This window comes from Argonema galeatum A003/A1 (assembly GCF_023333595.1).
GTDB lineage: Bacteria > Cyanobacteriota > Cyanobacteriia > Cyanobacteriales > Aerosakkonemataceae > Argonema > Argonema galeatum.
On sequence record NZ_JAIQZM010000044.1, the window covers coordinates 17,012 to 33,930 of the forward strand.

The following is a 16,919-nucleotide window of genomic DNA, read 5'->3' on the forward strand; positions in this document are numbered from 1 at the left end:
GGTGGCGTTACCACAACGGGTGGCGTTACCACAACGGGTGGCGTTACCACAACTGGTGGCGTTACCACAACGGGTGGTGGTGCTGAGGTAATGATTTGAATATTGCCCAGAGTGAAGGGGCCAGGAAAAGACTGGGTAGGCGAAATCGTATCAGCACCAGTTGTCAAAGCACCCAAAGTGCCGTTAGTTGACGCATCACCGACAACAAACGGCGTGTTCAAATCTCCTCCTCCGTGGCGGATAATTATCGCACCATTACCTGTACCGCCAGCGGTGGAAATGCTGCTACCGTCAGGCAAAGTGCCAGTCGCCCGGAAAAACCGCGCTGTAGTAATATCAACGTTGCCGCCATCACCGCTTGTTCCTCCTTGTGCATTGATAGTGCCAACTTGAATATCGTTGGGAGGGTCGAGCAAGACTGAGCCGCCTTTGCCAACAGTCGCGCTAACATCGATATTGGCAGTGGTAATGCGATCGCCAGACACCACAGTAACAGCACCGCCTTGCGTTTCTCCTGTAGCTCTCAAATCACCACTCGTAACAGCGGCTTTTGGACTAGAAACATAAATATTTCCACCAGTTCCGATCGGATTAGAAGCATCTAAGTTGCCAGTTTCTACGGTACTGTTGTTGGCGATCGCAGTGATATTATGACCATTGCTGGTAATATTTGCAGCGCGAATACTGCCGTTTGTCCGCAAATCTACTCCACCAACACCCGTAGTGCTAACATTTCCTTGCAAGCTGATATCACCAGTTCCGGCTGAGTGCTGTAGACTTGCTGCCTCTATAGTCGAAGCTGCTGTCAAATTATTGGCACTGAGAATAAAGATGTCGCCAATGCCGCTAACCGCGCCGTTGAAAGTAATGTTACCAGTTCCCGGATTCAGTGTGAGGTTGTTAGCTTTACCCGCTTCGCTATTCAGGGTATTGAAAGTAATATCTTTACCTGCACCGCCGCTGAAAGTGGCATTATCTGTGAGAATTATCGGCACATTAAATAAGAGATTGTTGGTGGTATTAACACCGCCAGCTACAAAAACATTTTGTGCGCTGATAATATCCACGTTGCTTAGAGGTGTTTGTGCGCCAACGGCAGCGTTAAACCTGATATTGCCATTGTCAGCATTCAAACTCAAATCAAAATTACCATCAACTGTGCTGCCAAACTTAATATCTCCAGCACCTTTCCCCGTGTTGAGAGCAACATTTCCTGTCAGAGTAACGGGACTGCTAAAACTGATTAAGTCATTGGTAGTGGTAATATCTCCTGCTGTCGAAACCTCACCTTTACCAATTTGGTTGAATTCACCATCTAAGTTAAAGTCAGTCGTAGCGGCAATATCCAGAGGACTTTCGTTATCAATAATAAAACCGCCAGAGTTAGTAGTTGTAACTGCACCATTGAGGTTGAACCTATTACCTTTAAGGTTAATTCCTTCGGGAGAATCGGTGTCTAAAGCTCCCAAAATGGTCGTGCCAGTGCCTGCTTTTTGAGTAAAGCTAGCGGCAGTAATTGCTCCTATCGTGACGTTGTTAGCATTATCGATCGCCACATTTCCAAGTCGCGTAGTGCTGCCTATATTGCCGTTAACGGTAATATCACCAGTGCCTGCTTCTAAAGTGATATCTCTATCGCCATCAATCTTTCCATTGATGATAATATTACCGCCAACCGTAGATCCTGTCCTAACTGCGATATTATTACCGACTAAAATATTGCCGTTAATATTAATAATTCGCTTATCAGTAGTAATATCTCCTTTAAGGGTTGTGTTTCCAATTATAGTAATAGAGGCGTCATCAACTCCTGTAATTGGAGCAAACGTCACAATCGATCCTAATGGAGATTGAATAATTACGGGATCGCTGAATGTGAAAGCACCATAAAATGTAATAACACCGCTGCCATCATTTCGTCCAATCGTGATAGATTGAAAACCATCTGCTAAAGCGTTTAAGCTTAGGAAACTGATATCTAAATTTTGGCTGGATGTAAATGGTTGAAGCAGAATATTGCCTTGGCTTTTGACTGAATCAGTTCCTCCAGTAAAGTTAATTTGATTGCTAGTTAGGTTAATATTGCCACTGCCGATATTTCCTGTGGAGTTAATGCCAAATGCGGTGATGCTGGTGGGAGAATTAATGTCAATATGGCCGCCATTACTGTTGTTAGAGGATGAGTCTAATATTCCCAAAGAAGTGTCAATTGTTCCCTCACTGCTATTGAGGGTAATCTTACCACCAGAACCTGTCTCCGAAGAAAAAGATAAGATATCTTTAGTGGCAATATTGCCTTTAGATGTAACTGCGATCGGGCCAGCACTACCGCTAGCAGAAGAAGCGTCTATGATGCCTGCTTTAGTATCAATTGTTCCTTCAATGCTGTTGAGTGTAATTCCCCCCCCTGTACCTGTTTTAGAAGAAGAAGAGAAGATATCTTTAGTGGCAATATTGCTTTTAGATGTCAGTGCGATCGGGCCAGCACTACCGCTAGCAGAAGAAGCGTCTATGATGCCTGCTTTAGTGTCAATTTCTCCCTCACTGCTATTGAGGGTAATCTTACCACCAGAACCTGTCTCAGAGGAGAAAGATAAGATATCTTTAGTGGCAATATTGCTTTTAGCTGTCAGTGCGATCTGGCCGCCACTACCGCTTGCAGAAGAGTCTAAAATTCCTGCTTTGGTATCAATTATACCCTGATTGCTGGTAATAGTAATTCCTGCGGGTGAGGTAATATTGCCAACGCTGATATTTTGATTCGCTTTTAAGGTAATTGAAGCATTATCTGTACCTGCGATCGCACCACCATTATTTACGATCGTTCCTGCATCTACAGGAGATTGAATTAATACAGGATCTTGGAAAGCGACATCCCCAGCGATATTAATTACACCGCTGCTATTCTCACGTCCAATTGTAATAGAACTAAAACCATCATTCAAAGCAGCAATATCTGTTGATGTCAGATCCAAAGTACTAGATCCCGTATCACCACTACCCCCGATCGCAATTCCTTGACTAACAGTTGTTGGTTGAAGAATTAGTTTACCAGTACCGCTGACTGAATTAATTTTTTGGTTAAAGTTAATCTCATCTGCTGTTAGCGCCGTATCCCCATTAAAAGTAATTGTATTTGAATTTGTAAAGCTAATAGTGCGGTTGCTAGCTGTGGTGATATTGCCATTAAGCGTAACCTTATTGGTATTATTAATATTGAGGTTACCTAGCGGTTGGCTGTTACCGATCGCACTCTTAAAAGTGATATCGCCATTGTCTGCATTTAGAGTTAAATCGATACTAGCTTTTACATCATCAATAACATTTATATTTCCTGTTTTCTCTATCGTAACTAAACCATTGCCGCTAATTCCTTGTCCGATAGTAATGGAGGCGAAACCAGTTTTATCCAAAGCAGCAATATCCGTTGCCGTAATATCTAAAGTGGTAGAACCCGCATCTCCAGATTCGCCTATTGCTAGATTTTGATTTGGGGTAAAAGGCTCTAGCTTAATTGCACCTTTACTTTGTACTGAATTAGATCCACCAGTAAAATTAATTTCATCGTTAGTAAGGTTAATATTGCCGCTACCGGGTGTCCCTCTGGAGTCGATCGGCCCGATAGTAATGCTAGTAGCAGCAGTCATAGTCATAGCACCACCATTACCACTAGCAGCACTGGAATTTAGACTACCTTTACTTGCATCAATTGCACTGCCGCTGGTGAGTTTAATTTCCCCACCATTTCCACTATCAGGCGCATTGGATTTGATGTCACCTGTGATAATATCGCCTTTGGCATCAAATGCGATCGCTCCCCCATTTTCAACACTACTGCTAGAGTCTACCGTACCTGCACTGGTATTAATCGAGGCATTTTTGCTAATAATAGTGATATCTTTCCCCGTCGTTGTAATATTACCATTTGCTGTAATTGCTCCTCCAGCTTGAATTGTCACCGGAACAGTGAAACTTACCCCAGTTGGATCGACAGTAACAATCCCATTACCATCAGTTCGTCCGATGGTGATAGATTTGACATCCTGCAAATTACCCATATCGCTTGACGAGAGATCCAGCGCAGCAGTGTCGATTTCATTATCGCCAGTAAATATAATATTTTGGTCGGCTTTGACAGGCTCAAACGTAACTGCACCACCACTAACGACATCAAATAAGTCAATTTCGCTACCAGAAATACGAATTTCCCCACTACCTGAAGTTCCTTTTGCGTCGATCGTACTTGCCTGAACCTTGGTAGCAGCATTGAGAATAATATTACCGCCAGTAGCAACATCGCTGGAAGAGTTTAAAGTACCAGCACTAGCGATCGATCCATTAGTGCTAGTAAACTTTATATCGCCACCCTTTGTGCTAATCAATGCGCTACGGCCAACAGAAATATCGCCACCAGCTGACAAAACAACATTTAGAGGATTAGAAGAGTCATTAATTATATCTGCATCTATCGCAATTTCATTAGCCGCATCAAGCGTTAGAGTTGCATTGCTACCAGATGTTCTATTAATAGGAAGATCTACCGTAATATTCCCCTCCTGACTGCCTGTAGTTCCTGTCGTAATAGTGACGCTAGTTCCAGCATTAAGCGCACTTTCAATATCGGATGGAGAAATTGTAGCATCGTCAGCAGATGGAGTAAAAATATCAGGATTACCCCCACTAAACTCGCCACCATCAGTAGAAAAATCCCCGATTAAAACGTTTCTAGGATCGAGCAACCACGTACCCGCTTCTCCCCCAACAGCACTAGCATCAACTCTAGCGCCCTGTATATCTAAACCGTTTTTACCAGATGTTTCGACAAACCCACCATCACCTTTTTGGCTTCCACCACGCGCTGTAATGCTACCGTAAAAACGGGTAGTATCGTCACCCCAGATAATTACACGACCGCCATTGCCATTAAGCAAACTATCTGCACTAATAATAGAATCTTTGCTAACAAAACTACGCGACGCATTCGGCACCGTTCCCTTACCCTGATAGTCACCGCCAATCCGAACGCTGCCACCCCCATTAGTGCCAGAAACATTTATATTGGCACTTATTACGCCAACTTTGTCGCCGAAAATGTTAACTTGACCGCCAGTTTCGCCAGCAGCATTAATAGTGCCAGATGCGATCGCCGTATTCCCTTCTGTTGGTATCTGAATCCCAGAACCAGTTAGTTGTACACTGCCATCTTTGTTAAGAGTAACTCCCGTGGCATTACCCCCACTTCCTCCGGTTAACATTTGCGGCAATGAGGAAATTGGCAATGTCCAATTGTTGGGTAGAATGCTAGTATTTACTATGGGTTTAACTTCCAAATTCAGCAAATATCCTTGCTGACTCAAACGCACCAAACTTTCTCCCGGCACCGCCGTTATAGTAATGTTACCCGCTGGTGCTGATAATTGTCCGGTATTGATAACCGTGCCGCCCAATAAAGTTAAATCTTGCCCCAATCCCACTGCTAAGTTCCCGGAGTTAATGATGTTTCCGGGTTGACTCATAGTGAAAGCAAAAGCATTCGGTTTTCCTACCAGTGCTGCATAATTATTGGTGCCAGTTGCATTAAACCAATTAACGTTCCCAAAGCCGATCCCGTTAGCTGTAGTTGCCATAAAGGCAGCCGGAACATTTAAATTGGCATTAGCACCAAATACAATCCCAGACGGATTCATTAAAAATAAATTGGAATTGCCGCCTGTAACTTGAATAAGGCCATTAATAAAAGAAACGTTTCCGCCGTTTATCCGCGCCAGAATATTGAGAATATCGGGTCGAGATATAAAATTAGCAATTTGCCCAGGGTTTAGGCCAAATTCGGTAAAACTGTGAAATAAGTTAGCACCATCCCCAGACTTAGTTCCACCTGTAATGTCAAAAACGTTACCTTGAGGCGTGACGACGGTGCCAGTCCCGTCAGCTGCGGGAACAATTGGTTGTGCTTGCACCCGATTGACACCAATTACTCCCGCTATAGGAATTGCTGCTAACCACAAGCAAGTTTTTCTAACAACTGATTGTTTTGGAGTCTTTTGGGCGATCGTAATTGTCGATATTGGTGCTGACATAGACTACTCCGAAAAAAGTCAATCGAAATCTACGTTCGAGTCAGAACTCAGGAGAAATGCACTTACTGGTAAGGATAGCTGCACCCAGTAAGCTTAAACAGTCAGCAGTCGGTATTGTTAGTAATCTTTACAATGCCTAAAGTAAAACTTAGTGTACGACAGTTTTACTTTGTTGGTTTTGCCGCATTTGCTCTCACGCCAATACCTTCGCCATTTCTTTGTAGGTTGGGTTTTTGTGAAGCGAAACCCAACGCTACCCCCTTTTTCTTGAAGCCGGCCTGCGCGGGCTTTGTACGCGCAAGCCGCGAATGAGAGTCGTCGGGTAAAAAAGGGGTCAAGGCTTGCGGATTTGGTATCACACCAGCCTTTCGGTATGGTGTGAGAAGAATTCGGGGCAAGCTCATTGCGGTTCGATCCCTTAATGAGCTTGCCATTGCTTATTTTTTGGGATAAGGTATACTAACTTATCGTAAAGAATCAGATAATAAACTGTATTTTTTTTGTTTACGGCGTTTGATCAGTTATAAATAAAAGGATACCAACGTCTCGTGCAAAGGACTATTTTGATGAATGAGGCTTTAATACAGCGTTTTATCGAGCTGATTTCAACTAACACAGGTTTGCACGTCAGGGAGCAGGATAGGGAAAGTTTAGCTAAAACAATTTTAGCGCGGCTCAAATTACTTAGATTATCAAGTCCAGAGGATTATTATCAACTTTTGGAGCCTCATACCGAACAGAACGAATCTTTTGGGGAGACGCCGAGCAAACGGGAATGGAGAGAACTGACACGCCTGTTAACGACTGGGGAAAGTTATTTTTTTCGCGATAAAGGTCAGTTTGCGCTCCTGAAAAATAGGATTCTGCCGCAATTAATAGAATCAAAAAACAAAGAAATAAACATCAAAGGAGGCGATAAGAAAACCCTGCGTCTTTGGAGTGCAGGATGCTCAACGGGTGAAGAACCTTATTCTTTGGCTATTCTTCTCTACGAGTTGCTGCCCGATTTGGATAATTGGAATATATTAATTTTAGGAACAGATCTAAATCAAAAAGCAATTGAAAAAGCAAAACATGGAATTTACAGTCCTTGGTCATTTCGCTTAGTAGAGCCTCATTTACAAATGCAGTATTTCGCTCGGCGTCAAACGGAATGGAAAGTTGATGAAAATATTCGCAAGATGGTAAGGTTTAGTTATGGAAATTTAGTCAAAGATAACTTTCCTAACCTCAGTTCCGACATCCACAATATGGATATTATTGTCTGTCGTAACGTTTTTGTATATTTTAAATTCAAAGCTATTTCAATTGTCATGAAAAAATTTTACAACACCCTTGCACCGGGGGGCTGCCTAATTACGGGACATACGGAACTTTACGGTCAAGATATTGGTCGCTTCCAGGTGAAAGTTTTGCCGGAATCAGTGCTATACGAACGCAGCAAAAATTCGCAGTTTGAACCCTCTAAATCTGTCCGATACGATGTTAACCTTCGCGAATCTGTTCAAAGAACCTCTAATCCCAGTAATACAGATCCCCAATTAGCAAAATCAGCCAAAACGATTGCTATCAATATCCCCAATTTTGCCAAGCAATTAACACGGGTGGAAACAGAAGCGCTTTTTGATAAAACAAGGAAAAATGACGTCCTGATTCGGGCAGAAAAACTCTTCGCTAGGAAAGCTTATGCTGATGCGATTAAACAAGCAGAACAAGTGATTTTGTTGCATCCCCATAATTTTGGTGCTTACTACTTACTAGCTCAAGCCTATGCGAATTTAGGGGAGCATAACAAAGCAACTTATTACTGCTCTCTAGCACTTGAAATAGATTCTCTGTCCGTCTTACCTTGTTACCTTTTGGCACATATTGCTGAAGAAAAGGGAGATATTGAAAAAGCAAAATTTTATTTAAAAAGGATTATTTATCTGGCACCATCGTCTATTTCTGCTTATCTTGAACTCGGTTTTCTTTACAAGAGAGAAGGGAATGGTACGAGGGCTGGAAAAATGCTGGCTGTGGCTGTGGAACTGCTAAAAGATTTAGCACCATCGGCTACTATCGAGCAACAGGGTGAGGTAACGGCTGGTGAATTGCTTATTTATGTCGATCAAATGTTAAAAGATCCATGAGAAAAGTAATAAAGGGTGTATGCCTATACAGCACTTGGTCGGGCGAAGCATGAGGGCAAAAAAATAATGGACGATCCGCGATCGATTACTGCCCTCATGCTTCGCCCCTACACGACAGATCGGATTGCTTTTTTGTCAAGCTCTTTTACTGTTTCTGGCGCTCTAGGGAGCAGCCGCTGTTGCGCCTACTTTATTAGCAATTGCCTCCAGAGCATTTCGGTTCCCTATCAGCATAGTGTTGTTCTGCTTAACCATGCTGCCACTCAACGGCGCAGGTGCAGGCAGCGTAACGCCCAGTTTTTGGGCGATCGCCCGCACAATCTGCCGATTCCCTAACAACAGCTGGTGGTTTTGCGTCGCCAAGTCGCCGCCACCAGGTCCCGCCACGCTGGGCACCGTCGCTCCCAACTTTTTGGCAATGCTGGTGAACGTGGCTCGGTTCTGCAAAATCAGCTGCTGGTTCACTTGCAGCGGACTGCCACCGCTGGGTACTGCATTGTTGCTGACTGGGGCTCCCACCTTGGCGGCAATGTTGCGGGCAGTTTGACCATTTTGCAACAGCAGAGCGCGGTTTTCTTGGATCAGCGCTTGATCGTTGGCTTGGGCTAGTGCTGTTCGATCGATCCTGGGCTGCACCTTGGTACTATTCCCTTGGGCTAGAGCACTGACGCTGCTCAACAACCCGCTTGCCAACAGACCCGCACCTACACCCAGAATTAACTTGTTCATTTTTATGCTACTCCCGATCTCAATTTCCTCGAAACCGCGCTCTGTGGTTCGAGCGCGTCATCTATCTTTAGGAAGATAACAAGCTTTAACTGGTAATCTTTGTAAATTTAGTAACACTTTTCTTCACAAAATGCAATAATTGCAATACATAATTGCAATTTTGGGCATTGGGGTCAGTTTGGGCATGGGAAATGCCCGCAAGAGCAAGCATTTGAGAAAATTTATAGCCACAGTCATTTATATTAGGACAGTATTGAACGCTCAAAGCAAGGCCGGGACTGTGTTTGTACGGCTGACCTTGCACTCTGCTATATCAGTTTTACTGGCTCTACCTCCGGTAAACTAAGAAAAGCTTCACCTTTGGATTAACTATCATGGACGATCTAGAAACGTTTACTAAAAAAGCTTTTTACCTTGTGATTGGCGGAATCAGCCTTACCTGCGAAAATATCGGTAAAACGCTAGAAGAACTTGGAGAGCAAGCCCCAATTGTAATAGATGAAATGATTACAGAGGGTGAAGCTAAGTTCAACGAATGGTACAGTCAACAACAAAATTTTTCGAGCCGACCTAGAGAAGAACTGCGGCAGAGACTTTTTGTTCTTGTCAAGGGAGATTGGGATCTAGCTGAACGGCTGCTTCAGCAGGCGAGGGACAACAATCCAGGTCGTTCGGAGGACTGGTACTGGGAAAAGGTAATTTACGATTTAGAGCGGGATAACCTCTAATACGCAATCCGCTGCGATGACTCCTCTGATCTTGACCGACTGTAGAGACGTTCCATGAAACGTCTCTACAATATTTAGCCAAAAGTTAAAATGGGGGTAATAAACCCGGATTGGGTATAATAAGTTGACATTGGCGTTGGGGTGCAGTCGATCGCAACTTGGTACTTTGGATTGATTGGGGAAGGGTAAAGGGAAAAATTTTCCTTTTCTCTTTACCGATTTGGAATTTTTCTTAAAAATTTAACTATGTTAACAATTGCTCCTGAATTTTATCTAATCTTTAGCGTTAATAGTTCGCTATACGGTGTGGAAGCCCAGTCTGTCCAAGAGATTTTTTCTTTACCGGAATTGACACCGATCGCTGAAGCACCCCGCGAGATTATTGGTGTTGTTAATCTGCGGGGAGATATCCTACCAGTCATGGATCTCAATCTCCGTTTTGGGTATAACCAGCTGGAGTATTGTCTGACCGATAGTGTAATTGTCGTGGAGTGGCAAAAACTGCGGGTTGGCATGATTGTCAATCAAGTCAATGAGGTTTATAACATTTCACCAGAGGACATGACAAAGGAACTTTTTTACGATCGAGAGGTTCCCGATCGGTCCCGCTCTTTTGTCTGCGATATGGCCAAAGTTGCAGCAGATATAGTGATGCTGCTAAACATTGAAAATTTGCTTTCCTACTCAAAGTCGGTTGAACCTTTAGACGGAGATAAAAATAAATATAATTTAGCATTAGAGACAGTTAAATACACAAAAGAGCGCATATTCTGTCCGCAGGCTACACCGGAAGATCGAGCTATTTTCCGAGAGCGATCGCAAAACTTGATGCGTTCAAGTGAAAAGGAAGACTTAACAGGATTAATACCGCTGGCTGTAATTGGTTTGAGTGGAGAATACTTTGGGCTTGATTTAAAGCTTGTCCGTGAATTTACCGATATCCGCAAAGTTACACCCGTTCCCTGCTGTCCGCCGCATATCGTCGGTAACATGAATTTGCGGGGTGAAATTGTAACTTTAGTTGATGTACGCAGGCTGTTGAATATGCCAATGTTGGGTGCAGAAACTACTGCTAAAGTGATGGTTGTTTGGGTCGATGATTTGGTTGCAGGAATCAAAGTTGATGAAGTGTTTGATGTCATGTACTTGCACCCAGCGCAGATTTCGCCTGTTCCGGCGGCTGTTCATTCTATCAATGATGAATACCTGCAAGGCACCGCTCCCTACGGAGGAAAAATGATGAGCCTTTTGGATTTGCAAAAAATGTTTAACAAGGGAGATATGATTGTAAATGAAGATATCTAGTGGTATAGCAATCTCATAGATTGCATTCTCAATCATCAATATAACAATGATAAAGGAGATGAAGATATGTTTAAAAAATTGAAGCTTAGAAACCAGATGTTACTTGGATATTCAGTACCTATGCTATTATTATTTGGCCTAGCCGTACCTATTTTTACGAGTGCAAATAAGGTTGCCGAGGCATTTAAAAAAACAAATATTTCAACGAATGTTATCGAAAAAACAGACCAGATGGGATTTTATTTTGGCAAGATGATAGGGGATATCCGTGGTCATTTAATTATTCAGGATGAAGCTTTTTTAAAAGACTACGAGGAAGATTCAAAAAAATTTATGGAAATTGCACAAAACACAGCTACCATAATTGAAAATGCGGAGCAAAAGCAGCGATTAAAGGAGATGGTAGAGTTAAAGCAGCGACATGACGTATTTGTGAAGAAGATATCGTTTTTTTTAAAACAAAAAAACAAACCACAAGCAATAAAATTGTTTAGCAGCAAAGAAGGAGAGGATCTGGTTAATAATTTCGATGATTTAAATCAAAAATTTAACGATAAAGAACATGAAATTCTTAGCAGCGCGACTGTAAAAGCAGAAGAAAATATCAACTTTCTGAGCCAATTTGTTGTGTTTAGTGTAGTGTTAGGCATTGCTTTTGCCTTGATTGCTGCCTTTTTCATCTCGTCAGGTATTGCTAACAGAATATATGAGGCGATCGCAGCGATCGCCTCTTCCGCAACCGAAATCGCCGCGACAGTTGACCAGCAAGAACGCACGGCGGCACAGCAGGCAAGTGCCGTCAATCAAACCACCACCACTATGGATGAGTTAAATGCCTCCTCCCAAGGGTCGTCACAGCAGGCGGAAGTCGCAGCAGCGGGGGCACACCTGATACTAACTCTTGTGAATGGAAGGTACGACCAGCATTCGATCGTCATGGAAGAAAAGACCCTCAAACAGAAGATCCTGACGATCGCTACTGAAATTTCTCGCTTAAGCGAACAGACGCATCAAATCGGCAAAATATCAAATATAGTCAGCGAACTAGCCAACCAGACGAATATGCTGGCGCTCAACGCCGCAGTCGAGGCGGTTCGCGCTGGAGAATATGGCAAAGGTTTTGCTGTTGTGGCTAGCGAGATTCGCAAACTGGCCGATCGAAGCAAAGAATCGGCAGAGCGAATCAATTCTATCGTCTTCGATATCCAAACAGCGACCAATTCCACCGTTATGGCAACCCAGGAGGGCCAAGCAACTTTGGAGAAGATTGTCAGTGCGATCGACGACGTAGTTCTTAGCAGTCAACAAATTTCCCTCAATGCCAAGCAGCAAGCTGTTGCCGTTCAACAAGTGGTTGAGGCGATGAATAGCCTTAAGCAAGGGGCGTCCCAGACTGCCAGTGGCATCAGCCAAACCAAAGTTAGTACCCAAAAACTCAATGAAGCTGCTATGAACCTCAAGTCTGTTGTGTAAGGGTGAGCTAACTCTACTTCTACGGAGGATTCCCGCATAGTATTCAACTCCATAAAGTGCCCCTTTTACTACCACATAAAACTAACAAATGCTTATGTTTAAAAATTGGAAATTGCGGAATCGAATGTTACTGGGATATTCAGTCCCTATTCTTTTATTCATAGGTCTAGTTGGAATAGTATACTCCAACGCTAATAAACTGGCGAGCGTATTTAGGCAAGTAGAAATTACTCAAGAAAATGTTGAAACATCCAATACACTGACCCTTACTCACAGTAGAATGGTGATCGATTTGCGAGGTTATTTATTGACGCAAAACCCTCTATTTTCAAAAGAATATGAAGAAGAATTAAATTCCTTCAATGATACTATTGACCGTGCAGAAACTACGATTAAAAATGCACAACAGAAACAGCGACTAAAAGAAATGATTCTCTTTAAAACAGAATACGATCGCTACGCACAAAACCTAATCAACTTAGTGAAGCAAGGCAAGACAGCCCAAGCGCTATCCATATTCCGAACAGGACAAGGGCAAAAATTTGTCGACAAGTTGAGAAACCTAAGTGCGGAATTCAATACAGCCGAAAAGGGGATTCTTAATGCGGCAACCGCTGAAGCGAAAACTTTGCTCAACAGTCTGATCGCTGCAGTGGGAGTGGGGGCCTTGTTATGTTTAGCGTTTTCCTTACTCGCAGCTTATTGGATCTCTTCAGGTATTACTAATACGATCGACCGGGCGGCTAGTGCGATCGCCACTTCCTCAAACGAAATAGCCGCGACAGTAGAAGAACAGGAACGCAACGCCTCCCAGCAAGCCGCCTCTGTCAATCAAACCACCACTACAATGGATGAGCTGGGGGCCTCATCCCAGCAAGCCGCAGGGCAAGCCCAAGCCGTCGCCGCCGCAGCCCAGCAGGTATTAGTCCTCACCGCTTCTGGAACCGAAGCAGTCGAAGACTCTCTGGAGGGGATGTCGGTGCTGAGGCAGAAAGTAGGTGCGATCGCCCTGGAAATTTCCCGCTTGAGCGACCAAACCAATCAAATCCGCAACATCTCCAGCTTGGTAAGCGACCTCGCCAACCAAACCAATATGCTAGCCCTAAATGCCGCAGTAGAAGCAGTGCGAGCTGGCGAACACGGCAAAGGCTTTGGCGTCGTCGCCAGCGAAATTCGCAAACTCGCAGACCAAAGCAAGAAATCCGCCGAAAAAATTAACACCCTCGTCGCCGATATCCAGAAAGCCATCAATTCCACCGTCAGGGTTACAGATGAGGGCACCAAAACAGTAGAAGAAAGTGTCAAAATTGCCCAAAAAACAGCAGAAGCCTTCACAGGCGTGACCGAAGCAATTAACAACGTTGTATTGAGCAGCCAACAAATTTCTTTGAGTGCTAAACAGCAAGCTATTGCTATTCAGCAAGTCGTTGATGCGATGAATTTACTCAACCATGCAGCTGCCCAAACAGCAAGCGGCATCAGCCAAACCAGAATCGGCACTCAAAAACTCAACGATGCCGCTCACAGTCTCAAAAAAGAGGTGTAGTCATTGGGCAGAGGAGCAGAGGGGCAGAGGCGCAGGGGGGCAGAGGGGCAGGGGGGCGGGGAAGTGACTAATGATTACAGGACTTACGCCAAAACCAAGGTTTTGCCCCCCCGACCCCCCAAATCTGGGGGGAGAAGAGTCTTCCCCCAAATCTGGGGCCCCAAGAGTCCTGTTACCCCCAGATTTGGGGGGCTAGGGGGGCGAAAAGCGTAAGTCCTAGATTAATGATTAATAACAAAGGATCGATAAAAAATGATGATCGAAGATGAAGAACTACGGGATATTTTTAAAACGGCGAGTGAAGACCATTTGCAGAAGCTTGATGATGGTTTTCTGTACTTAGAAAAACATCCAGATGACCAAGAAAAATTAGAAGAGTTATTGCGGGAAGCTCATAGCCTCAAAGGCGATGCTGGTATGTTGGGCGTCAAAGATGTGGCAACTCTGGCCCATCAGATAGAGCATATATTGGGAAGCGTGAAACGAGGCGAGACAACCCTCAATGCGATCGTCAGCGATCGCATATATCGCGGTTTAGATGCCATCCGCCAACTGGTACACGAAGCAGTCACAGGCATTGCTCCACAAGTCAATACTTTTTATGTCTTGGCTCACATGATGGGAGCTGAAACTCCAGCACCACCCAAAAACGAGGTCGAAAGTCAAAAGTCAAAAGTCAAAAGCGACAAGGGGGACAAGGGGGACAAGGGGGACAAGGAGGACAAGGGGGACAAGGGGGACAAGGGGGACAAGGGAGACAAGGAGGACAGGGGGGACAAGGGAGACAAGGAGGAACAAGCAACTACTGATGACCTCACTGCTCCCCATTATCCTGCGTACCTTGATGAAGCACCGCCGTTACAACCAGTACTAGCCTCATCACAAGAGCAAAACAACTTTGCCGAGCAGAAAAATGGCAAAGCGGGAGACAATCTAGAGACCTTGCATAAAACGTCTGTACCTCTACCCTTGTCAAAAGTCAAGATTCAAGAGCCTCAACAAAGCTACCGCAAAGGCTCTAGCGCGTCCCGCTTCGCGATCGAAAGCGTGCGTGTCGAAACGCGCCATCTAGACACCTTGATGACCCAAGCAGGCGAACTAACAGTCACCAAAATTCGGATTACTCATCGGCTAGCCGAGATCGAGGAACTTGTAAACTTGTACGAAGAGTGGAGCCGGGAAGCCAGTGGTAATCGCTTTGTTCTCGAAGAAGTCGATTTGCGAAAAGGCGTTTCCCTTGGTATAGGTGCGAGTAACGATCGAAATTCTTCCTTATTTTATCTGAGAAACGGAGTAACCCAGGCGAGTGGGAGTACTGAGGGGATTGCACGCAAGCAGTTGCAGCATTTCCATCATCGCGTTCAGGAACGTTTAGAGCTGCTCGGCTCGATCGTAACCCGCTTGAGAAATGCAATGTACGAAGACAACGCCAGAATGGAAGTTGTTGCGGATGAATTGTCCGATGGAATTCGGACTATGCGCCTGCTGCCACTTTCCACCATTTTTAACTTATTTCCCCGCATGGTTCGCGACCTCGCCAAGCAGGAAGGCAAAGAAGTCGATTTAGCTCTAGAAGGAGCAGAAACCAAGGCAGACAAACGCATCTTAGAAGAAATGAAAGACCCTTTGATGCACATGATTCGGAATGCTCTAGATCACGGCATCGAAACCCCAAAAGAACGCCAGCGTCTAGGCAAACCTCCCCAAGGCAAAATTCAACTAAAAGCAAAACAAACAGCCACCAACGTTGTCATAGAAGTTGCAGACGACGGACGAGGATTGGATACCGAGAAAATCAAGCACACAGCACTAAAACGCGGGGTCTGTCGCCCAGAAGAACTTGCCACCATGACCCCATCTCAAATTCAGTCTCTCATCTTTGAGCCTGGATTCTCAACCCGCACATTTGTCACCGAAATATCTGGCAGAGGCGTCGGTTTGGACGTGGTACGCACCAACGTCGAGCTACTCAAAGGCACAATCCAGGTGGAATCTAAACCAGGGATAGGATGCACTATCAGGGTGCAATTACCCACAACCCTAGCAACAGCCCACGTACTAATTGTGTCAGTCATGGGAATTAGCTATGCCATCCCCGTAGAATTTGTGCAAACAGCTCGCTTCATCTCAGAAAATGACATTTTTACGATCGAAGGTCGAGACACAATTATCTTAGACAATCAACCTGTCTCGGTAGAACGCCTAGCCGATTTACTAGAATTGTCAGTAGTCAGCAGTCAGCAGTCAGCAGTCATTGGCAACACAAATGACAAAGAACAAATCTCCTGCCTCATCCTCAAAGTCGCAGATCAGCGATTGGGATTGCTCGTGGATGCCTTGGTGGATGAACAAGATGTCATGCTCAAACCCCAAAGTCAGCTGCTAAAGCGAGTGCGTAATGTTTCTGGTGCAACGATTTTGGGTACTGGTGAAGTTTGCATGATTTTAAATCCACAAGATTTGATTAAATCCGTGCGTAAGCAAGTCGTATCTCCAAAACCTCAACAAATCCCTCCAGCGCCAAGTCACAAGCAGGCGATCCTGTTGGTGGAAGATTCCATCTCCATTCGTACCCAAGAAAAGCGCATCTTGGAGGGTGCTGGGTATGAAGTTGTGACAGCTGTAGACGGATTAGACGGCTTCAACAAATTGAAGACGCGCTCCTTTGACGCCGTGGTGTCTGATGTTCAAATGCCCAATTTGGATGGACTGGGGCTCGCTGCCAAGATTCGCCAGCATAAAGAATATAGCGAATTACCAATTATTTTGGTGACATCTCTAGCTAGCGACGAAGATAAAAGAAGAGGAGCCGAAGCTGGTGCAAATGCTTACATAACTAAGGGCACCTTTAATCAACAGATTCTTCTAGATACTTTGAGAAGGCTTGTTTAGTTGTTAGTCATTGGTCATTGGTTATTGGCATTGG

The 16,919-nt window shown here is 44.4% G+C and carries 8 protein-coding genes; 6 read left to right on the plus strand and 2 right to left on the minus strand.

The genetic code is table 11. From position 1 onward, the window contains the following. Positions 1–6,080: two-partner secretion domain-containing protein (locus LAY41_RS28270; RefSeq protein ID WP_249105377.1), on the minus strand; the 6,080-nt coding region annotated here is incomplete at its 3' end. Between the two features lie 566 nt (positions 6,081–6,646). On the opposite strand from LAY41_RS28270, the gene LAY41_RS28275 reads away from it, so the two are divergent. Next, positions 6,647–8,212, plus strand: a complete 1,566-nt coding sequence (locus tag LAY41_RS28275; protein ID WP_249105379.1) for a CheR family methyltransferase — start codon at positions 6,647–6,649, stop codon at positions 8,210–8,212. A gap of 162 nt (positions 8,213–8,374) precedes the next feature. On the opposite strand, the gene LAY41_RS28280 is transcribed toward LAY41_RS28275, so the two are convergent. Continuing rightward, positions 8,375–8,941, minus strand: a complete 567-nt coding sequence (locus LAY41_RS28280; RefSeq protein ID WP_249105381.1) for a hypothetical protein — start codon at positions 8,939–8,941, stop codon at positions 8,375–8,377. 374 nt (positions 8,942–9,315) lie between these two features. Between LAY41_RS28280 and LAY41_RS28285 the strand changes: the two genes are divergently transcribed. The 5 genes from LAY41_RS28285 to LAY41_RS28305 all read left to right on the plus strand — a co-directional run bounded on the left by LAY41_RS28285 (position 9,316) and on the right by LAY41_RS28305 (position 16,885). Then, on the plus strand, positions 9,316–9,669 hold the full coding sequence (locus tag LAY41_RS28285; protein WP_249105383.1) for a hypothetical protein: 354 nt from the start codon (positions 9,316–9,318) through the stop codon (positions 9,667–9,669). Positions 9,670–9,915: 246 nt separating this feature from the next. Continuing rightward, a complete protein-coding gene (locus LAY41_RS28290) occupies positions 9,916–10,974 on the plus strand; it encodes a chemotaxis protein CheW (RefSeq protein ID WP_275974448.1) in 1,059 nt (352 codons plus the stop codon). A 66-nt stretch (positions 10,975–11,040) separates the two neighbouring features. Next, on the plus strand, positions 11,041–12,447 hold the full coding sequence (locus tag LAY41_RS28295; RefSeq protein WP_249105385.1) for a methyl-accepting chemotaxis protein: 1,407 nt from the start codon (positions 11,041–11,043) through the stop codon (positions 12,445–12,447). Between the two features lie 124 nt (positions 12,448–12,571). Continuing rightward, positions 12,572–13,993: a methyl-accepting chemotaxis protein gene (locus LAY41_RS28300; protein WP_338023068.1), complete on the plus strand. Its 1,422-nt coding sequence runs from the start codon at positions 12,572–12,574 to the stop codon at positions 13,991–13,993. 255 nt (positions 13,994–14,248) lie between these two features. Next, positions 14,249–16,885 carry a hybrid sensor histidine kinase/response regulator gene (locus LAY41_RS28305; RefSeq protein ID WP_249105437.1) on the plus strand — a complete coding sequence of 879 codons (2,637 nt, stop codon included), beginning with the start codon at positions 14,249–14,251 and terminating at the stop codon, positions 16,883–16,885. Positions 16,886–16,919: the final 34 nt, after the last annotated feature.